Raw genomic sequence first — 20,742 nt, forward strand, 5'->3', positions numbered from 1 at the left:
CAACTGGTTCGTGAATAAAAGTGCAACAAAAGAGGATCGTTAGTAATCTCTTTTATGAAGGTATTATAGCGTTTTTTTTTATTTCCACCAGAACCTATAGGATATATTTCTAGTAGCTCAGTTTCAGAATCATATATTATTTCTTCGATTAAAAAATTTATAATCCTTCTTTTACTTTCAATAGATTCATTTTTTATATTCACACATTTATCTAATACTGCATTTATAAATTCAATATCATAAAGCTCAGAAGAATTATTTTCTATATTTTCTCCTATGGATTTCAAGTTTTCTTCTAACTGGGAGATCTCACTTTTTAGTGATCTTATTTTATTCATGAAAATATCTAGTAAATCATCGGCTACAGATAATTTATCAAGTAATCCATTCAACTGTTTTGTTTTATTTGCTATTTGCTTTTCGAGAGTTGATTTTTTAAATTTATCTTCTTTTAACTTTTTATTTTCTTTTTTAGACTTTAGTATTCTATCTAAAAAGGCTTTTTTATTTTTAGCCATTTCTACTAAGCTATCTAATACGCACTCATCTACTTTGTCTCCAATTAAATTTTTACTATTACAGAGATGGCCACTGCTACGCCTTTTTAAATTACATCTATAATAAACTTTACATAATCCGGTTTCATTAAGCCTACGGCCAAGTGCTACTCCCATTGAGCTTCCGCAGCATTTACACTTTAATTTGCTAGTAAGTAAAGCATTATTAGTCTTACCAAGGTTAGGAGATAGAGCACTATTGGTCTTAAGCTGCTTTTGAGTTTTTAGCCAAGTGTCAGGATCAATAAATCCTTCACATCTTTTACTTACTGCAGCAATCCATTCAGATTTATCTTTAAAAGGATTTGTTTTTTTACCATCTCTTATTATTACAGATGTTCTATTGTACTCTAAGATTCCATGAATACCATCTGGAGAGCCAAAAACATTAATACCATCAGCTTCAAGATATTTTAGAATTTCGTCTGAACTTTTAGCATAAAGAGGATTTTTCAAAATTTTATGCATTGTAGAGGCCGCGAAAAGTTTACCCGAAGGCGCACATATACCATTGTTCATTAGATATCTTTCGGTTTGGTGTATAGATCCAAGCTTTAAATATGTGTCATAAAGCAGCTGTACTAATTTTACTTCATCAGGTTCTTGAACTAAAAACGAGATTGCTTTTTCATTTCCATTTTCGTCATAACAAGTTTCTCTTTTTCTAGAATATCCAAGAGGGGGAGAACCGCCCAACCATTGCCCATTCTTTGCAAGCTCTATCATATTATCCCTTACACGTTCTGCGATCGTCTCACGCTCTAATTGGGCAAATACAGAGGCAATATAAATCATAGCTCGTCCCATTGGACTTGTAGTGTCAAATTGTTCTCTTATACTTACAAAGTCAACTCCATAGACTTGAAGTTCATCAAGAGTAGATGAGAAGTCAGCAACATTACGAGAGATACGATCTAGCCTATAACATATTAAAACATTAAATTTCTCTTTCTTTATATCATTTAGTAGTTTTTGAAACTCAGGTCTGTTAGTATTTTTACCACTGAAGCCTTCATCTTCATAAATGGAATACTCAATTTTTTTATTTTTATATAGGTTTTCTATGTAGTCTTTACACATTTGAATTTGATTACCAATGGAATCGCCTTTGCCTGTGTATTTGGATTTTCTTGAGTAAATAGCAACTTTCATATTTATCACTCCTAAGAATATATGTTTGTATTTTATTAGCAATATTATAACATTATTTAATAGGATGTGCGAATGTATGTTTGTAAATATAAATGTAGCTTAAAATAATAATAAAAAATTGTTTGAAGAGCATAATAGGGTGTATAAAGTAAAGTGACTATTGATTTAAAAATTATATTAATAAGATAAATATCGAGGTGTTTAAGATGGAATATAACTTTAAGAATCTTGTATTCGAAGGTGGAGGTGTAAAAGGAATTGCATATTTAGGTGCTTTAGAAATACTAGAACAGAAGGGGATACTTCAGAATATTAAAAGGGTTGGAGGAACTTCTGCAGGAGCTATTATAGCGCTCATGGTTGGATTAGGTTATTCAAAAGAAGAGCTTTATAATACTTTTAATGAGATGAACCTAAGAAGCTTTATGGATGATGATATAGGATCAATAAGAGATTTGTATAGATTGCTTATTAAAGGGTATGGGTGGTTTAAAGGAGAGGCTTTTACTAGATGGTTAGAAAATATCATTGAAAAGAAAACAGGAAATAAAGATTCTACATTTAAGGAAATTAAAGATAGTGGCAAATTTAAAGAAATGTTTTTTCAAGGCACAAATTTAACAAAGCATGAAGTTGAAACTTTTTCCGCTGAAAATGAAAAATATGAAGATATGCCAATTAAGGATGCAGTTCGTATTTCCATGTCAATTCCATTATTTTTTGAATCTGTCAAAATGAATAATTGTTGTTATGTTGACGGTGGTATCCTATCAAATTATCCAGTGAGACTATTTGATCGAAAGATATATGTAGAAGAAGATGAAAATTATTTTATACCAGAAGAATATGAGAAAATGTTACATGATAAAGTTGGTAATACTTATGTATATAATAAAGAAACAATTGGGTTCCGTTTAGATAGTAAAAATAAAATAGATCTATTCAATGGTAGGACTCAGCCGAATGATCACACAATTAATTCTTTCTTTAGCTATTCATGGAATCTTATTAGTACGCTTATGGAAAATCAAGATATTACACACTTAACTGGAGATGACTTCGACCGTACGATTTATATAGATTCAATGGATGTTTCTACTACTGATTTTGAAATTGATTATGAAACTAAGATGAAGCTTATAGATTCGGGAAGAATAGGTACCATAGAATATTTTGAGGAATATGATAAGGGCGAACTTAAAAATTATACGAATTAGGTTTATTTTTTAAACAATTATCTTTAGATAAAATAAATATATGGAAAATAAGGAACGACAGTATTATTATTAAACAATAAAAGACAAGGTAGACGTCATAAAAACTGTCTACCTTTGTCATTATGATATATTATTGGTTCTCACTCCAGTGGAATCAACATTATAGCCATCAGGGGTAGTTGCATTGGTTAACATTTCTCCATTTTCATTGAAATAGTACCATTTACTATCATCAGCATTAAGCCAACCCTTTTGTAATCCTAAATTGGTACAATAGTACCATTTATTATTATCTTCAACCCAACCGAGTTTAACTAAGCCGTTGTCTAAATAAAACCAATCACCTTCAAGCTTTTGCCAACCATTTAAAGGCTTATAATCATTTTTAACTTCTTTAGCTTGTGGAACTTCGTTATTTCCAATCTCAATATTATCTATTTTAGTTTCTTGTTTTTGGGATTCGGATTTTATATTATTAACAGAGCTACATCCATTTACTAATAAAGTTAAGGAAATGCTTAAGGTAAGATATATAAGTTTATGTTTATTTAATAATTGTAACACTTAAAATCCACCTCCATATTTTATAATACTATTTAACTATAATTATCTATGCTTGGCCAGTTACATTACCTGTATAAGTAACTATCCAGTATCCATCACTTTGGTAAGCACTTGTAAAATATAAATATCCCGATACATTTGAACCGGCATAATATCCACTATACCATATCTTTGATGGATAATTATCACTACTATAACGTTTTGTTTGTGATATCTTATATGATACCATTGCATCTGGAGTGATAATTGAATTAGTACTTTGAATTCCACTTGGTTTTTCTGCTGCAAATACTGGCAGTGCAAATAATGAAGATGTTACTAATAATAAACTTAATGTTTTTACTAAATTTTTTTTCATGAATAAACCTCCTATTTTTCGATAAATTTAATTTATATGTTAAATTTAACATAATAATATATATATTATATTTTATAGTATAAACTATATTTAATAACTTTTATGTCAAAAAAAGTAATTAAGGTTTTGAAAATTTCATTCATATTTCATTGATTTATATTTTTTTTATACAATCATATATTTAATTAAATAGATTATTTATAATATTTATATTTAAATATTATAAATAATCTAAGCTAGCAAGTTTTATAAATTAATCCATAATTAATAATTAGGTTACTTATGGGTTTTTTATTTGGTTTTGATTATATATAAATAAATTTACGTCAATGATAGATGATCTTTGAGGGAATTTAGGAGATATGTCTGTTATTAACATTTAAATGGTTGAATTTACAGGTAATGATATTGTGTTAATTTTGAGAGCATCTGGCTATAATAACTTAAAATATAACGTGGATAAGTATTTAGCAATTAAATTAAGGAGTGTAAAAGGTACTGATATTAGTAGTAAGTTAGAGGTGTGGTGATATTTTAAAGATACTATGAAATCCTAAAAATTAGTATTAATTTAATATTTCATTGAAACTCAATACATTCCAATGGATCAATTCAACAATTTAAAAAATACATTAGAATTATGGTTCTATCAAATTAAAAAATAATAGTATAAAATTTAAAAACTATGTTATAATATAGATATAAAAAATAGGATGCTAGTAACACCCTATTAGTATACGAAACAGTATGCAACTGTTACCATTAATTTAATATATTGAATTAAAAAAATAGTAGCTAAGATTTGCGGTCATGGGCTACTATTTTTTTATGTTTAAAATAAGTAATACAATAAAAGTTAATAGGGCAATTAAAAACGTGCCCCCGCTAAATAGCAAACTTAATTCATTACTCATATATACCACCCCCTAACATTTAGGGTTGTGGTAACAGTAGCCCGACTGAATCGTACTAGTATATTATACCATAATAAAGTCCGTAAGTAACTTAGTTATTATCACAGTAAAAAAGCGCATCTGCTCCTTTTTTAAGATTTTATATATTTCTATAAAATTTAAGACAAAAGAAAAGGACCCTCCCATCAAGTAAAGTCCTTTTCTAACCCAAAATAACATCTAATAGCCCTAAAATTAAAAACGTTCTAGGGAAAGTTAGTGTTACAGCACTAACTTTTCTTATTTATATTATATCAAATATTTAATAAAATAAACGCTAATTTTGATAAATTAATTATAGTGTTAAGTTATTATAATAAGTCAATGCCTATTGTGTCTTAGAGAAATCTTTTGGCACGAATAAATCTTTTAATTTAGAATATTGCTGAATCGCAATATGTTCATCAGTGTTTTTTCCAATGACATACTTAATGATTTATTTGTATATCCCCATTCAAGTTCTATTTTATATTTGTTGTTAATTCCTTTGAAGTCTTTTTCAAGTTCGCTTAATGCAGAATTAATATCATTGTCATTTACTTCATATCTTTTTTTATATGGTAACTCATATTTATTTTTTATCTTACGATTGCGTAGAATCCAGCCAACATTATATATATCTTGATTAGCTGTATCTATAAATAGTATTTCTCTTAATTTAGGCTTATGAGATATTTGAAAAAGATTAATTATAGAGTGTGGCGTTAATAATATCCATAAATGAATTTGTTGAACTTATTGTATTTACGCATAAGCATTACATAATAATAAAATTGCATCTATGTCAGAATAGATTATTATTTATTTTATTAAAAAAATGAATAAATAAATTGATTGTTAAAATAATAACAAGTGGATATTACATTTATATTTGAAAGGAGAATTTATTATGTCTAAATTTTTAGATGAAAAAGCAAGAGAAAATGGAACAAAATTTTTAATTTACCCACAAAACAAGTGGTTATCAGGTTTTGAAAAACCTGAGATTGTATATATTAATATGCATCCTGGTACTATAAAAGAAGGTCCGGAAGATGATAGAATATATGTGGTAGATGCTATAAATAAAGAACCTTTTGGATTTCCGAGTTCTCCATCTTTTAAATATCGATATGAAGGAGATCATGAACCAGCAGTTCAACCTAATGATCATGGGCATTTTGATTATTTAAAACCAGGAGATCGAGCATTCTCATCTGCAGCAATGTATGCAACTGTTAGGCGAGTACTTGATATTTGGGAAGACTATTTTGGAGAAAAAATACAATGGCCTTGGCCTGATAAGAGCCAAAAACTTCTGTTAATTCCTAGGGTGAATTTTAATAACGCTTGGTCAAGTCCAGAGGGATTTATTGAATTTGGTTATGGGGAAGATAAGCAACCATACTGTGAAAATTTTGATGTTCTCGCACATGAGCTTGGGCATACTATTAAGAATTTTATAATTGGGCAACCAGAAAATAAAGAACAAGAAACTCTAGAATACCACGGACACCATGAGGCGTTTGGAGATTTAGTTGCGATTGTAGCAGTATTGCATTTTGATTCAGTAGTTGATCATATACTTAATAACACAAAAGGAAATTTATTTTCTGTTAATGAGTTATCTCGTATGGGTGAGTTAAGTCAATCGCGTGAAATTCGTATGGTTTTTAATGATAAGAAAATGAGAGATGTTGGAACAGAGGAACATGATTTGTCAGAACCATTTACAGGTGGAGCTTTTGATATATTAGTGGAAATTTTTGAGCGTAATTTAATTGAAAGAGTGCTTATATCTGAGGATTTAGGAAAGAGATCTTATCATGCTAAAGGAGAAACTGAATTAAAGAATATCCAAAATGAATTCGAAGAGCATTATAGAGGAAAAGAGAATGAATTTAAAGAAGCGTTACTTGATGCGCGTGATTATTTTGGTAAACTAATGGCAAAGGCTTGGAGTAATACTATTCCTAATAAATTGACTTATGGAAAGGTACTTAATAATATAATCAAAGCTGATCAAGAATTAAGTCAAGGAAAATATAAGAAAACAATCTTAGATTGTTTTGATTGGAGAGGAATTATACCTGAATCAGATAGTAGTAGAACTTTGATTAATACACATATTGTAGATGAGTTAAAAGAAGAAAATGAATTAGTATTAATGTGATATTATGAGTAATATTACAACTGTACTACTTATTAGACATGCGGATATAGATAATCCTGATGGAGTAGTTGATGAAAACTCTATATCTTTAAATTCCAATGGACAGAAGAGAGCTCAGAGCTTAGTGAATATTATTGAAAAAGCTCCCATATCGGCAGTTTATACAAGTAACATTCATAGATCAATACAAACTGCACAACCTATACTTGAACGTCTACATTCAAGTATAGAACACAAAAAGATTGATAGTCCTGAAAAAATTGCAGAAGATATTTTATTAAATTATAAAGGACAAAATGTATTAGTAATTCATCATTCTAATACAGTACCAAAGATTATCAAAATACTTGGCAACGAAATAGTTGGTACGATTAGTGAGAGTGAATTTGATAATTTTTATATAGTTAATATTTATATTTCTGATAATGAAGAAGATAAATTCACTAATGTTGTTCATTTAAAATATGGTGAATAAATATAAAAATTATTAAAAAATTAAAAGCTTTAATAATGATGTTATAGCTATGAAGCTATATTCTTGAAATCATAAGGCAGAATGGCACAAAAAAGTAAAGAATAAACTACATATTATCATCAATAATTAAATGTAAGTTATTTTAATAAAATATATTAGTATAATACCACAATATTCAGAAATGAATTTGTGGTATTTTTGATATTTTATAAAATATAATTGGTAAAACATGTTATAATAAATACATAGTCAACATATTGTTCGGGGGAATAAAGATGGATAAAGTTCCAGAAGAGTATATTAAAGAAGCAAGAGAGTTATGGAAAGAATTTTCGCACAATATTAAGTATGTAAATAGATATTTTATACAAAAAAATATACTAGATAGAATTGACGGCATAATTAAGAATAGTGTATCAGAGCCACTTAGTGGGTATGAGGTGTATAGAGCCAGAATAGGAGAATTTACAAAGGAAGAGGATTTGAAATCACCTCCAGTTGGAAAAGCTTCAAATGGTAGAGGCAATCCAAGAGGAATATCATATTTTTATACTTCGTATGATGAAGAAACAGCTATAGGAGAAGTACGACCATTCAAAGGTTCAAAGGTTACGGTTGCAAAATTTGAAACAAATCAGAAACTGAAAGTAATAGATTTTGATATCAATACTATAAATGAAATAGTTGGTAAGACTCAACTAAATTTTGAGGAGAGAGCATTTCTAAAAATATTGTTAGAGAATTTATCTAAACCAATTTTACCAGAAAGTGATTTGGAATATATACCTTTACAATATATTATTGAATATATTAAATTAAAAGGATTTGGTGGGATAAGGTATGAAAGTGTTGTCTCATCATCTCATAAAAGAAATTTCTTATTCTTTGATGATAGAACATTTAAATTAAAAGATATAAAGATATATGAAATTAATAAAGTTGAATATCATTTTAAAGAGATAATAAAATAATCATTTAGTGATACCACAATATTCAGAAATGAATTTGTGGTATTTTTGTTATTTTATAGAATTAATTGCATAAATTATGATATAGTGGAAGTATATCGGTGATATTTTAGAAAAATCATAGATAGACACTAGGAAAAATTTAAATTATAAGCGAGGTAAAAAATGCAAGATAAGATTAATGAATTCTTAGAAAGCGAAAATAGTATTATTATTTTTGATACGAATGTATATTTAAATTTATATGAATATTCACCAGAAGTAGCAGATTTTTTTATTGATCTTATAAATTTAATAATAGAAAAAATTTGTTTGCCGAAGACAGTAAAAATTGAGTTTGATAAAAATCATTCTACATGCTTTAAACGGCAGAAAAATAAATTTGAAAATGTTGAGTATATCTTAAAAAAACCAACAGACCAAATGAAAGATAAAATAGGAAAACAATTGAGTATATTAAAAAGTTTTAAATTTCCTAGTATAGATAAATTAGAAGAAAAGTTAATGAGCGAAATTAATGAGATAGAAGAGATATTCAAGGAATATGTTGAAGAGCATGACGCGTTAGAAGACATTAATAAAAAATTTTTAGATGACGATAAGATTAAAAATTTAATTACTGAGCTATTAGATAAAGAGAAATTACTTGATGGATTTAGTATTGAAGAAATTTATAAGCTATGTGATGAAGGAGAAAGAAGATATAAGAAAAAAATTCCGCCAGGATATAAAGATGAAAAGGAAAAATCAGGAGTCCAAATGTATGATGATTTTATCATATGGAGGGAATCAATAAGATATTGCAAGGAAAATAATAAGAACCTAATTTTTGTAACTGACGATGTAAAAGAAGATTGGTATGAAGTAGATGGAAATACAAGAAAAGGGTTCAGAAAGGAATTATATGAAGAATTTAAAAATGAAACAACACAAGACCTTATAGGAATAACATCAATTGAACTATATAGTAAATTAGCTGATAAATATGAAAAAAAAATACCTAGCACAGTTGAATGGGCATTAGGATATAATGTCGAAAGATATGTTAATGATATTGTTGATTGGGGCATTTGCAATGATGTATTTGATAAATTGATTAAAACTGAAGAAGAATATGTTGATACTACAACACTAAGCGATTATGATGGAACATCATTTGAATTATCAGATGAGCTTATAAATAGTAAATTGCTATCATACGAATTTGAGGGATATTATGATGGACAAGCTACCTATATTGTGGAATTTAATTTAACATTAGAAGCGTATTCAAGAAGATATTGGGGAAGGGATGAAGATACAAGAGAAATTTTATTATCACCTAAAAGAATTCACACTCTAAATGGAAATATTAGAGCGAGAATTTCAAGAAGTATAGATTCATATGTAGATGAATCAATTAATAGTTGTTCATATGATGAATTAGAAATAGTATCAGGAGATTTGCAAGAAGAAGAAAGTTACTCAGAAGAGCAATTGTGTGTAGAATGCGGAAGAGAAGTAGGTGACTATCAAAATTACTTTGGAGAGCCAATTTGCCATAATTGTGCTGAAGTAAATGAAGAGGGAGACATATGTACAAGTTGCGGACGCAAAGTACCATATGAATTTATGACTGGAGACGGTATATGTAAACAATGTTATGAAAAGTATGATTGACATATTAAAAAATACAATACATAAGAAGGGAAAATAAATGTGAAAATATTAGTTATAGGAAATGGCTTTGATTTAGAACATGGATTACCAACTCAATATAAAGATTTCTTGGATTTTGTTAAAACAATTAAGAATATTTTTGTGAATAAGTGGTTTGATGAAGACGAAAAAGAATACTTTTTTTTAATATCTAGGCCCAATGGACTCAATAATAGTTTGCTAAAGTACTTTCTTGAACATAATTTTTTAAAGAATCTACAAGATAACATTCATCTAAGAGAGCTAATGGAAAAATCAAAAGATAATGTTTGGATTCAATATTTTTTAGAAAATATTGAATATGAAAATAAAGGGTGGATTGACTTCGAATCAGAAATCTCTCATGCAATACAATGTTTTGATTATATGAAAAATTACTGTGAATATTGTAAAAAATATATAAAATGGCCACAGGAAAAAGAACAAGAGAAATGCTACAAAGAAGAAATTGTAAAAAAAATTTTAGTATATACTGGATTAGATATTGAGCCATTTGAACTTATAGGTGAGAATCTAAAAGAAATTATCGATATACTTAAGACTCACCTGGATAATCTGATTCGTTGCTTAGAGATATATCTTGAAGAATGCGTTAGAAAAATTAATATAGAATGTTTAGCTGCAGACATAAAAGATATTAAATTTGATAAAGTGTTAAGTTTTAATTATACCAATACATATGAGAGAATATATGGCTTTAATACTAATAAAATAGAATATCATTATATTCATGGAAAAGCTGATATTAATAGTGCTAATGAAGAGAATAATATGGTTTTAGGAATAGACGAGTATCTTGGCAAAAAGGCTAAAAATAAGGATTTAGAATTCATTGCTTTTAAAAAGTATTTTCAACGAATATATAAGAAGACGGAAAACACATATAAAAAATGGATTGAAGAAATAGAAGAAAATTATAAAATGATATTTACCAAAGAAGAAAGGTATAGGGAGGCCCTTTATAGGCAAAAAAGTGAAACTTATATAAATAAATATAAGGATTATATAAATAATTTACATAGTAATAAAAGTGAAATATACATATTTGGACATTCACTTGATATAACAGATAAAGATATCATAAAGGAATTAATTGAATGCCCAAATACAGAAACAACAATTTTTTATTACGATAAAGGTGTATATGCTCAACAGATTGCTAACTTAGTAAAAGTAATTGGACAAGATGAGCTAATAAAAAGAGTTTCAGGTGCAAATCCAACTATTATTTTTAAACAGCAGCAAAAGAAAATTGAGAGAAATTAGTTTTTATTTATATAGCTATAAGGAGTGAGTTTATGTATAGGTTTAGGTCAACTAAGTATCTTTTAGACGAAGAGTTTAAGGAACTTGAAAAGCAGGAAATTTATTTTGCATCACCAGAACAACTTAATGACCCAATGGAAGGTTTTAAAGATATATTTTGGCAGGGTGATGAAATTCTTTGGAAAAACTTCTTGAAACATTATCTTTTATGCTTTGAGCATATTGTTTCCATCTGGAGTGTACTTGGAGAAAGTATAAGAATAGAGGAAAATTATATTCCAGTATTCAAAACGGAAACAGACCTGTTAACTAAAGAACATAAGCAAAGATTTAGTGCTATAAAGGAAAAATTCTTTTCAAATAAGTGTATTTCAAGTCTGCCTAAGTTATTATCTAGTAGAAAAGTACCTATAAGAATAAATGAGCTAACAGTGTATATAGAATTTATACATAAATTTGCATTTGATTCTATAAACCTAGTATATTCGCAAAAAGGCCTTATGGATAGAATTGAAATTCTAGGGGATAAAGCTGATGACATTAGCACTTTTCAAAAAATTATCGAAGGCGCAAATAGGTTCTGTGAAGATATTAATTATAAAGATAATGGCGAAGAAATATTTGAAGTACTAAAGAATACGAGCGATGAACTTAAATTGATATCTTATTATAATAAAGATATTGATTTTAATCATCATAATATGAAGTTTATAATTGAAACATTTCCAAGTTCTTATTTATTGGTATTAGATAAGCTAATATATCAAAAATGGTATACAGCTTGTTTTATGGATAATTATAATAATTCATCAGTTTGGGGAAGTTATGGAGATAATCATAAGGGAATTTGTTTAGAATTTAGGACTAAAGAAAAGGAAGGGGATAAGTATTTAACATTAAAGAGTATTAAAAACTGTGACACTACAGGTGGGGTAGTGGAAGAGCGTGATTATGAATTGAAAAAAGTTACATATCAAAAAAAATTTATAGAAATAGATTTTTTTAAATCTTTAGGGCGTTTATCAATAAAAAAACTTAAGTCACAATGGTATATGGATGAGAATGGGAACATTAGCCAATATATTAACTTAGGAAAATTTGATGACGATTGGAGAAATTTATATTGGGATTATTTTTATAAGAGTATTACGAGTAAAACAGAAGATTGGAAATATGAATGCGAGTATAGAGTCGTTATAGATGAATGCTTTACAGACTATGGAGAAATAGAAAAGAGAAAACTTATATACGATTTTAATGATTTAGATGGGATTATATTTGGAATTAAAACATCAGATTCAGATAAAATTAAAATTATGAGAATAATTGAAAAAAAGTGTAGAGAAACTGGGCGTGATAAGTTTAATTTCTATCAAGCTAAATATTCTCATGAAACAGGACAAATTGAACGCAAAAAGCTTAGTTTACTAAAATTCAAATAAATTAAATTTAAATATATAAGTTGGAAAGTTAGTATAAATGTTGATTTCATTAAAAATATTTAATTTAGATACCACAATATTTAGAAATGAATTTGTGGTATCTTTGTTATTTTATAACATTGTATTTAGAAAATATGATATCATAGAAACATAATATTTAGTTTTTATGACTTTAAAAATTATATTTATTTGAGTGATTTTATTATATAAGGGGAGAAAACATGAAACCATTAGAGAGATTATATTCGATTGTATTTACTGTAACGACAGCAGTTGTATTTTTTTTGTGGGGGTACATAGAATCAATAATAGCACAAAGACCAGTTATTGGAATTCCGTTAGGAGCATTAGTTGCTTTAGGTACATACAGTACTGTTCTAAAAATTGCAATTTATTTAATAAGTAATATCAATGGAATAAAAAAAATATTATTTGGGAGATATTACTTGGAAGGAGTATGGATTGGATGTTATCTAAGTAAGAGTAAAACTCCTGTTTATTTTATTGAAGAATATGAGCAAGATTTTGATAATTTGATAATAAGGGGAAGATCTTATTTTGATAATGGTTCATATAAAGGAGCGTGGACATCTGAAAAAGTCAGCATTGACATAGAAAAGGGAAAGATATCATATAACTATCGTACCGATTTTATCAATAATACTTATATAAATCAAGGACAAGCAGAATTTAATTTTATCCGCAAAGATGCAAATAAATCACCTTATAAGTTAGTTGGATTTAGCTGTGATTTATATAGCAATGAAAAGATAAAATCTTCTGAAATAAGGGTTGTAGATAAAAGTGTTAACAATGATGACAAATTTTTGGAAGACGCAAAAAAGTTTTACGAGGAAAACAAAAACTTTTATATTACAGATTAAGTAGCCCAATATATTGATTTTTTACTGTTTATAGATACTACAATATTCAAAAAAGAATTTGTGGTGTTTTTGTTGTTTTATGGAATTATATTGGGGAATTATGTATAATAAGTATATGCTTATCATCGTCTATATAATTATTAAAGTAAAAAGGAGATAAAAATGAGCAACTTATTAGAGATATTACAAAATGAATTTTTTCAATTTCCCTTAGAAAATGAAACGGAAGATAATTTTAAAAAATTTATATCACAAAAATTGGATTCTTATATAGTTCTTGTCAATGAAATTGTTGATAAGGATAAAAATGATATTTTGGACAAAGTTACAATTTTAAGTAATACAATTAAAGATTCTCTACAGGAATATTATAATGGGTTTTTAAATAATGCATTCACAAAAATTTCTAACGGTTTTGATTCGGTTAAATTAGAGTTTAATGAGATAAATAAATATTATAATTTAACTAATAATGATTATTATAGAGCAAGACCAAGTACTGAAGAATTAGATAGAAAAGAAATGTTTCATATACCTTATGAGAAAAGAAATATTATTACGAATCAAAGATATAGTATCGCAGGTTTTCCGTGTATATATCTTGGGGTGACACCATATACTTGCTGGGAAGAGCTAAACAGGCCATTGCCAAATAATTTTACAGTATCAAGAGTTAAATTAGATAAAGATATTAAGATACTTAATTTTGCTATTTTACCATATGAAGTAAAAGATGATGTATATAAGCATACGAGAGGTTATGCAAATATTGAGGATAGAATAGATAAATACAGAGATCTTTTGAAAAGTTATTTGATATGCTTGCCAATAATTATGGCATGTTCAGTAAGAGTAAAAGATACAAAAGCTCCATTTAGAGAGGAATATATAATTCCTCAAATGTTTACTCAATGGATAAGACTTCAAGGAGATATTGACGGTTTACAGTATTACTCAACAAAGACAGCTACTTATTCACGAAGAAATCCAAATTTATATAGAAATATTGTTATACCAACTAAGGAAACAAATTTGGATAGAGGTCATTGTAAAAGGTTAAGTGAACTGATAACTCTAACAGAATCTATAAACTGCAATGATATAGAATTATTTTCAGAAAATCATGATATTGACTTTAGTAAGATAACGGACCAAAGTAACGGATTAATTAATATGTTTTCTGTGGAAGAAATTGAAACAAAAGAAGGAAAAAAAATTGTATACCAAGAAAATAGTAATGGTCAAATTCACTATTCAAGCTCGGGATTTATGGAAATAGTTAGTAGATTATTAGATAAGGATTTAGGGAAGATAAGTTAATCATAAACAGTAAATTTAAGTTATTTTAAGCATCTTAAATACCACATTATTCAGAAATGAATTTGTGGTATTTTTTTGCTGTTATATTTGGATTTATTGGATCTTATGGTATAATATCCATAAATGTTTATTATTATGTAACTACAAAAACAATATTTTATTTAATTTTAGGGGGAAAAATGAATTTTTTTAGAGAACTATCTGAGAAAGCAAAGTTATTTGCATTTGTGTTTTTGATTATTATAATCGTATTTGCATATTGCCTGACATTAGGATTTATTCCTACAATATTATTTAGTATCATATTATTAATTGCATTAGTTATTACAAAACCAATATGGTTGCCTGAGAATAATGGTAGTCATTCTATAAGAAATTCTTCTTTTGCATTCATGCTAGCTATAGTTGCTTCACTTTCAGCTTGGAATTCATTTGTAGAATCATTACTAAAAGGGTTTATAAACTATGCAAATGCAAAATGGAGTTTAGACATTCCTGCACCAACTAATGTTGCGCCTATTGTTATTATGATATTCTCATTATTAACAATATTTATAGTGAATTATTTTAATAGAGATACAACTGTTATGGGGAAACATTTAACTCCTATTGATAAAGAATTTCCAGAAAAGAGTTATAAAGAAAAGCTCAATCATTTTTGTTCAATCTTAGAGTGCGACCTGAATAAATTGGACAAAGAAACAAATTGGAGTGCTTATAATTTTACGCCGTTAGATGCTCAAGTTGAAATTCTTACAAACAATACTAAAAAGCAGAAACGAATTAAGGAATTAATTCCTACTATTAAATCATATAAGAATAGTAAAACAATTTTAGTATTAGGTGATCCAGGAGGAGGAAAAAGTGTATCATTAAGAAAATTATGTAGAGACTTGCTTAAGGAGGTTAATAATACAGGTAAAGTGCCAATCTATATAAATTTGAAAGAATGGAAGAACTCTGATGTGTGGAGCGAATTAAATCCGCCTAAAGCTACTGAATTATATGAATTTATAGTTAATAACTTAAAAGAACGATTAGATGATATTGTAGCTAATAAATTTATTGATCAATATTTCGAAAAGATGTATGAAAACGGAAGAATATTTTTTGTTTTTGATTCATTTGATGAAATTTCTGCTGTTTTAGATGTTGATGAATCATCGTGGTTAATTAAAGAACTATCTTATTTAATCTATAAGTTTATTACTGGATTTAAAAACTCGAGAGGGATCTTAGCTTCTAGATTATTTAGAAAGCCAAGCGGGGAATTTCAATGTAACTGTATACTTGAAATAAGGCCATTTACGGAACAGAAGATTCGAGAGGCATTAAAAAAATCTATGGATGACTTATATACAGATGAATTTCAGAGACTATTATTTAATGAAAAAGAGTTTCTTGTTCCTAGTGCAAGAAATCCGTTTACAACAGCATTAATAGCTAGTTATGCTGAAAATAATGTGAATAAGTTACCAAATAATCAAGCTGAATTATACTCAAATTATATATTAAATAGATTAGAAGACTGTAGAGAGAAAATTATTAAAAAAAAGTTAAATATTGAAGTAATAATTAAATGCTGTAAAGAAATATCTTACATAATGTTTCTTGAACAATCTTATGGTTTGGAAGTTCCAATAGATATTTTAGAAAAAAAGTTACCTAAATTTAAAATAAGAGAAATCGTAGATATATTAAAATATGCGAGAATAGGAAGATTGGGTGATGGTGATGAGCAGAACTTTAGTTTTGTTCATAGAAGATTTAATGAGTATTTTATAGTACAAAAATTAATTGAAAATCCTAAACAAGTACAAGATATATATGTAAATTCAATACCAACAGATTCAAGATGGAGAGATGCGTTAGTTTTATACTGTGAAGTTGCAGATGATAAAGAATCTGTGAATATTGCAGATTTTTGTTGGAATGAAATTAGTAAAATTTTAAATACCAATATTGATATGAGAGACGAACAATATATGAAATCGATACATTCACTAAGGTTTTTAAAAGAGGCATTTAGAAATAGGAAAGAACTTATACAAAAGTTTGAAGATGAATTTAGCAATTTTATTATGGGCATTATTTGTGAGAGTAAAAATTTATTAGAAAAAAAGATAGCTGTTGAGGCGGTAGGATTACTGAAAAATGATTTGATAGATTTAGCTATTATAAATTCACTAGAAATAAGAAATCAGTGGATAAGTGAAATAGCGATTCGTTCTTGTAAACATCTAAATCAATTAACCAAGCAATTAGAACAAAAATTAGTTAAATATATTAATTTATTTGAAAATATTGATTTCTTCGACAGAAGGAAAGAACTATTATTCTCATTTTCATTATCAGATTGTACAAATAAAATAAATAAATTTTCCAAAGTAAAATTAATGAATATATATTTGATTATAGCTGGAAGTTTAATATTCCTTATTTTGAACCCATTACTTTGTACTTTGTACTTCTTATTTGTAGTAATATTTCATTATTTTAATAAGTTTATTCTTGGCTTAATAGCTGAAGAGTTTAATAAAATATATTCAATAAATCGTTTATTCATGTTAACTAAATTAAGTATTATCCTTTTTTGTATTACGATATTAATTAATAATTTGAATGGTATACACCCACCAATTTTAGGTAATAATATTTTCACGAATGCTTTAAGTATACTCACAATAATTATATTGTTACCTTATTATGAAGTATATTATTTAATATTAGCATCTAGAAGACCAAAACTAAGAGAAATATTAATTATAATCATTTCCGTAATAATTGTAATGTCAGTTGTAGCAGGAATTGTTTATTTTATAAGTGAATTAATGGCTCAAAAAATATTAATTGTTATTTTAGGCATCTTAGGGAGTATATTAATATTTGGTCTAGTCAAGGGTATGATCTTGTATTTAAAAGAATACATATTTTTAAGTAGTTTAAAGGATAAGGATTTATTTAGTAGGGAGTCAATCGCATGTTATTTTTATAAAATTAAAAACCCAAAAATTAGAATCAAATATGTGTATATGATACGAGAAAAAGCTATAAAAGTTAAAGGTGAGTGGCCTGATGGAAACATACCTAATATAAAAAATGATGAATCAAGCACACTTCTTGCGCAATTGGAAGAAAAATGGCTAGGTTTAGATAGATAAGCAAAATGGATACAAATATTAATTTTTAGGTTAAGTTAATAGTTATGCTTAACTATCGTATGTACAAGTGTATTAAATTAGAATAGCCTTATTTACGGACTATATGTAAATAAGGCTATTTATTATTAATTTTCAACTTAATAATTTCCAATGGAACATAGTAATTACTAGCAAGCTGCTCTAATGAAAATCCGTTCAACTCAAGCTGATCAACAGCTAAATCATTAATCAAAAATTCACTAGTAAAAACATTAGCTTCATTGACTAAACTTAATATTATTTTACATAAAGTTTCTGCGAACGTATGTTTGCATAAAAGCAAATATTATTGTAAAATGGTATTAACATTTGTAGGGAGATGAAGCTATGGAAACAAAAGTAAGTGAATTGTTGTTTAAAGGATTAAAGATTAATTTTAGTTATAAGGAACTACAAGAGTTAATGAATCGAATTTCTATAGTGAAAAATGAATATGTATCTTTATGTAATAAAAAAAATCAGGATGAACTTTAATCATCTTGATTTTTTTTATTTTGAGCTAATGTTATTTTAGCTGCCAATATTAAATTTGGTAGATCTTTTTCCTCAATTTTATATCCATCTTTCTCAAGCTCTTTAATAAGTTTTAGACCGACTTGCTCTGCTAAATTGACCTTTGTATGTACACTTGAAGTAATGATATCATTTCTACCTAGAAGGTAATCAGTAGAAACATTAAGAACATTGGCTAATTTAGAAATGATTTCACCTTTGGGTTCTCTTTTTCCGTTCTCGTATCTAGACAAAGTTGCCTCAGTAATTCCGGCTAACTCAGCAAGTTCTTTTTGCTTTAAATTTCTTTCTTCTCGAAGAATTTGTATTTTTTCACCAATAGTTTTCATAGTATTACCTCCAATATAACTTACCATTATTATAAATCAAATGAAATCAAGTTAAAAAAAACTTACCAAATTTACAAATTATATATTGACACTTACCAAATGGTAATGTATTATTAAATTACCGAATGGTAAGGAGGTGATTACAATTAAAGCTAATTTACTAAAAGGAAAGAGAGCTTTAAATGGTTTAACACAAAAGAATATAGCTGAAATGATAGGCGTATCTGAGAAAACTTATAACCATAAGGAAGCTGGGAAAATTAAATTTAAAGTTGATGAAATAATATTACTAAGTTCGGTGTTTAATTTAAATATGAGTGAGGTCAACAAAATTTTTTTTAACAACAAGTTACCAAATGTATAAGCTGATTGCGACATCTAAATTATAGTTTACCAATAATATAAAAACAATTGACGCTCATTCACTAAAGAAAAGTAAAATAAGCAATTTCAATACTGGAAAGGAGAGAAATTATGGAAGAAAGTACAAAAATAATTAAGCTAAATGAAGAAGAAATTAAAAATTTATTTTGTGCTGCTTGGCATTTAACAAATCTTATAGAGGATTGTAAGGAAGCTAAAATTGCAAGCTTCATTACGCCATGTGAAACTTGCAAATATCAAGTAGAGTGCAATAAAAATGGTAATTTCGATGCATATGGTCATTTTGAAACATTAACAAAGTTAACTGGCGTAATATGTACTCCACTTAAAGGAGCCAGAGAACTAGCAGAGATAGGTAAATTTAATTTCATTGTAAAACAATAAATTATGGAGTATTTGGCGCATTTTTATATACTGGACACTGGCCATACTTATCTTTAAATGTACATTCAGAACCTTGATTACAAGAATAAGTCATTTTTTTATATTGATTATTAAAAAGTTCTGCATAATTTATTGATATTGAATGTTCTTCATTTAAATATGGACACTCATCAGTATGTATGGACATAACAGTTCTTTGCATATTAGCCGCCCCCTTTCAACATAATTTTACCATATTAAGGGGAGAAAGGAGAAGAAATGAATAGTAAAGCATTAAACAAGAATGACACAATTTACAGAAAGGCAAGAAAAAGAGCATCAGAGTTCAATGAAAAGTTTAAAAGCATTGAAGGTGCTAGTGAAGCTATAGGAGTTAGTAAAGATCAACTTTCTAACTATGAATTAGGTTTGTATAAGCAATTACCAGTAGATTCAGTTGTAAGAATGGCAGATGCTTATAATGCACCAGAATTAATGAATTATTATTGCTGCAATGAATGTGTGATAGGGAAACTTACGATGTCACCAGTTGAGATTTGTAGTATTGAAAGATTAACTATTCAGATACTAGCAGTTTTAAATGGTACAAGCATAAACAAAATAAAAGAATCCCTAATTGATATAACTGCAGATGGAAAGATTACAAAAGATGAGCTTCCAAGGTTGCAAGAAATAATAAATACATTAGATGAAATTTCAGCTAAATCACAGTCTCTAAAATTGTGGGCTGAGAAATATTTAATAAATTGTTGTAGGAGTGATGTTTGATGAAAGCAATTTGGCATTTTAATAATGAAGAACATGAGAAAGAAATTAAGGGGAAATTATTGGACATGCTTGTTGAGGATGCAATAAATATTTATCCTATAGAGCAAATTGATGCGATGATCAGATTTGGAAAGGAAGGAAAATTAAATTTAGAGTGA

General features: G+C 27.5%; 21 protein-coding genes. 16 read left to right on the forward strand and 5 right to left on the reverse strand.

Features of this window, described 5'->3' with window-relative positions:
• Positions 1-1,709, reverse strand: a 1,709-nt coding sequence (locus L1S46_RS13565; RefSeq protein WP_238900264.1) for a recombinase family protein, incomplete at its 3' end; no start/stop codon positions are given.
• A gap of 206 nt (positions 1,710-1,915) precedes the next feature.
• Here L1S46_RS13565 and L1S46_RS13570 point away from each other — a divergent pair.
• A complete protein-coding gene (locus tag L1S46_RS13570; RefSeq protein WP_236894937.1) occupies positions 1,916-2,926 on the forward strand; it encodes a patatin-like phospholipase family protein in 1,011 nt (336 codons plus the stop codon).
• A gap of 120 nt (positions 2,927-3,046) precedes the next feature.
• Here L1S46_RS13570 and L1S46_RS26545 read toward each other — a convergent pair whose 3' ends face one another.
• Positions 3,047-3,490, reverse strand: a complete 444-nt coding sequence (locus tag L1S46_RS26545) for a hypothetical protein (protein ID WP_236894934.1) — start codon at positions 3,488-3,490, stop codon at positions 3,047-3,049.
• A 46-nt stretch (positions 3,491-3,536) separates the two neighbouring features.
• Positions 3,537-3,848, reverse strand: coding sequence for a hypothetical protein (locus tag L1S46_RS13580; protein ID WP_171788558.1), 312 nt, complete (start codon positions 3,846-3,848; stop codon positions 3,537-3,539).
• A 383-nt stretch (positions 3,849-4,231) separates the two neighbouring features.
• Here L1S46_RS13580 and L1S46_RS13585 point away from each other — a divergent pair, with 383 nt between their 5' ends.
• The 11 genes from L1S46_RS13585 (at position 4,232) to L1S46_RS13640 (ending at position 18,680) form a co-directional block, all read left to right on the forward strand.
• Complete coding sequence (locus tag L1S46_RS13585) at positions 4,232-4,378, forward strand: hypothetical protein (protein ID WP_236894932.1); 147 nt, start codon at positions 4,232-4,234, stop codon at positions 4,376-4,378.
• Positions 4,379-5,690: 1,312 nt separating this feature from the next.
• Entirely contained in the window at positions 5,691-6,953 is a 1,263-nt protein-coding gene (locus tag L1S46_RS13595; protein ID WP_236894930.1) for a hypothetical protein, read from the forward strand.
• A 4-nt stretch (positions 6,954-6,957) separates the two neighbouring features.
• Positions 6,958-7,428 (forward strand): phosphoglycerate mutase family protein, encoded by a 471-nt coding sequence (locus L1S46_RS13600; protein WP_236894928.1) that lies wholly within the window; start codon positions 6,958-6,960, stop codon positions 7,426-7,428.
• 275 nt (positions 7,429-7,703) lie between these two features.
• The gene (locus tag L1S46_RS13605; protein ID WP_236894926.1) at positions 7,704-8,399 is read left to right on the forward strand and encodes an RES family NAD+ phosphorylase; all 696 of its coding nucleotides are present in this window, start codon (positions 7,704-7,706) and stop codon (positions 8,397-8,399) included.
• A 162-nt stretch (positions 8,400-8,561) separates the two neighbouring features.
• The gene (locus L1S46_RS13610; protein WP_236894923.1) at positions 8,562-10,055 is read left to right on the forward strand and encodes a PIN-like domain-containing protein; all 1,494 of its coding nucleotides are present in this window, start codon (positions 8,562-8,564) and stop codon (positions 10,053-10,055) included.
• A gap of 39 nt (positions 10,056-10,094) precedes the next feature.
• Positions 10,095-11,360, forward strand: a complete 1,266-nt coding sequence (locus L1S46_RS13615) for a bacteriophage abortive infection AbiH family protein (protein WP_236894922.1) — start codon at positions 10,095-10,097, stop codon at positions 11,358-11,360.
• 32 nt (positions 11,361-11,392) lie between these two features.
• A complete protein-coding gene (locus tag L1S46_RS13620; RefSeq protein WP_236894920.1) occupies positions 11,393-12,802 on the forward strand; it encodes a DUF2971 domain-containing protein in 1,410 nt (469 codons plus the stop codon).
• A 221-nt stretch (positions 12,803-13,023) separates the two neighbouring features.
• Positions 13,024-13,686 (forward strand): hypothetical protein, encoded by a 663-nt coding sequence (locus L1S46_RS13625; RefSeq protein WP_236894917.1) that lies wholly within the window; start codon positions 13,024-13,026, stop codon positions 13,684-13,686.
• Between the two features lie 162 nt (positions 13,687-13,848).
• Positions 13,849-15,006: an RES domain-containing protein gene (locus tag L1S46_RS13630; protein WP_236894916.1), complete on the forward strand. Its 1,158-nt coding sequence runs from the start codon at positions 13,849-13,851 to the stop codon at positions 15,004-15,006.
• A 179-nt stretch (positions 15,007-15,185) separates the two neighbouring features.
• Positions 15,186-18,167, forward strand: coding sequence for an NACHT domain-containing protein (locus L1S46_RS13635; protein WP_236894915.1), 2,982 nt, complete (start codon positions 15,186-15,188; stop codon positions 18,165-18,167).
• Between the two features lie 366 nt (positions 18,168-18,533).
• Entirely contained in the window at positions 18,534-18,680 is a 147-nt protein-coding gene (locus L1S46_RS13640) for a hypothetical protein (RefSeq protein WP_236894914.1), read from the forward strand.
• On the opposite strand, the gene L1S46_RS13645 is transcribed toward L1S46_RS13640, so the two are convergent.
• On the reverse strand, positions 18,677-19,048 hold the full coding sequence (locus L1S46_RS13645) for a helix-turn-helix transcriptional regulator (RefSeq protein WP_236894913.1): 372 nt from the start codon (positions 19,046-19,048) through the stop codon (positions 18,677-18,679). The genes L1S46_RS13640 and L1S46_RS13645 overlap by 4 nt on opposite strands.
• 136 nt (positions 19,049-19,184) lie before the next feature.
• Here L1S46_RS13645 and L1S46_RS13650 point away from each other — a divergent pair, with 136 nt between their 5' ends.
• On the forward strand, positions 19,185-19,412 hold the full coding sequence (locus L1S46_RS13650) for a helix-turn-helix transcriptional regulator (protein ID WP_236894912.1): 228 nt from the start codon (positions 19,185-19,187) through the stop codon (positions 19,410-19,412).
• 110 nt (positions 19,413-19,522) lie between these two features.
• The gene (locus L1S46_RS13655) at positions 19,523-19,816 is read left to right on the forward strand and encodes a hypothetical protein (RefSeq protein ID WP_236894911.1); all 294 of its coding nucleotides are present in this window, start codon (positions 19,523-19,525) and stop codon (positions 19,814-19,816) included.
• Between the two features lies 1 nt (position 19,817).
• Here L1S46_RS13655 and L1S46_RS13660 read toward each other — a convergent pair whose 3' ends face one another.
• Complete coding sequence (locus L1S46_RS13660) at positions 19,818-20,018, reverse strand: hypothetical protein (protein ID WP_236894910.1); 201 nt, start codon at positions 20,016-20,018, stop codon at positions 19,818-19,820.
• Positions 20,019-20,074: 56 nt separating this feature from the next.
• On the opposite strand from L1S46_RS13660, the gene L1S46_RS13665 reads away from it, so the two are divergent.
• A complete protein-coding gene (locus L1S46_RS13665) occupies positions 20,075-20,584 on the forward strand; it encodes a helix-turn-helix transcriptional regulator (RefSeq protein ID WP_171788541.1) in 510 nt (169 codons plus the stop codon).
• The gene (locus L1S46_RS13670; protein ID WP_171788540.1) at positions 20,584-20,742 is read left to right on the forward strand and encodes a hypothetical protein; all 159 of its coding nucleotides are present in this window, start codon (positions 20,584-20,586) and stop codon (positions 20,740-20,742) included. The genes L1S46_RS13665 and L1S46_RS13670 overlap by 1 nt, the downstream gene beginning before the upstream one ends.

Origin of the sequence: Clostridium sp. YIM B02500 (assembly GCF_022324665.1) — a bacterium.
GTDB lineage: Bacteria > Bacillota > Clostridia > Clostridiales > Clostridiaceae > Clostridium > Clostridium beijerinckii.

Coding starts and splice junctions, on each gene's coding strand:
- L1S46_RS13570 (WP_236894937.1), top strand. CDS start 1,916: ATGGAATATAACTTTAAGAATCTTGTATTCGAAGGTGGAGGTGTAAAA.
- L1S46_RS13580 (WP_171788558.1), bottom strand. CDS start 3,848: ATGAAAAAAAATTTAGTAAAAACATTAAGTTTATTATTAGTAACATCT.
- L1S46_RS13585 (WP_236894932.1), top strand. CDS start 4,232: ATGGTTGAATTTACAGGTAATGATATTGTGTTAATTTTGAGAGCATCT.
- L1S46_RS13595 (WP_236894930.1), top strand. CDS start 5,691: ATGTCTAAATTTTTAGATGAAAAAGCAAGAGAAAATGGAACAAAATTT.
- L1S46_RS13600 (WP_236894928.1), top strand. CDS start 6,958: ATGAGTAATATTACAACTGTACTACTTATTAGACATGCGGATATAGAT.
- L1S46_RS13605 (WP_236894926.1), top strand. CDS start 7,704: ATGGATAAAGTTCCAGAAGAGTATATTAAAGAAGCAAGAGAGTTATGG.
- L1S46_RS13610 (WP_236894923.1), top strand. CDS start 8,562: ATGCAAGATAAGATTAATGAATTCTTAGAAAGCGAAAATAGTATTATT.
- L1S46_RS13620 (WP_236894920.1), top strand. CDS start 11,393: ATGTATAGGTTTAGGTCAACTAAGTATCTTTTAGACGAAGAGTTTAAG.
- L1S46_RS13625 (WP_236894917.1), top strand. CDS start 13,024: ATGAAACCATTAGAGAGATTATATTCGATTGTATTTACTGTAACGACA.
- L1S46_RS13630 (WP_236894916.1), top strand. CDS start 13,849: ATGAGCAACTTATTAGAGATATTACAAAATGAATTTTTTCAATTTCCC.
- L1S46_RS13635 (WP_236894915.1), top strand. CDS start 15,186: ATGAATTTTTTTAGAGAACTATCTGAGAAAGCAAAGTTATTTGCATTT.
- L1S46_RS13640 (WP_236894914.1), top strand. CDS start 18,534: ATGGAAACAAAAGTAAGTGAATTGTTGTTTAAAGGATTAAAGATTAAT.
- L1S46_RS13645 (WP_236894913.1), bottom strand. CDS start 19,048: ATGAAAACTATTGGTGAAAAAATACAAATTCTTCGAGAAGAAAGAAAT.
- L1S46_RS13655 (WP_236894911.1), top strand. CDS start 19,523: ATGGAAGAAAGTACAAAAATAATTAAGCTAAATGAAGAAGAAATTAAA.
- L1S46_RS13660 (WP_236894910.1), bottom strand. CDS start 20,018: ATGCAAAGAACTGTTATGTCCATACATACTGATGAGTGTCCATATTTA.
- L1S46_RS13665 (WP_171788541.1), top strand. CDS start 20,075: ATGAATAGTAAAGCATTAAACAAGAATGACACAATTTACAGAAAGGCA.
- L1S46_RS13670 (WP_171788540.1), top strand. CDS start 20,584: ATGAAAGCAATTTGGCATTTTAATAATGAAGAACATGAGAAAGAAATT.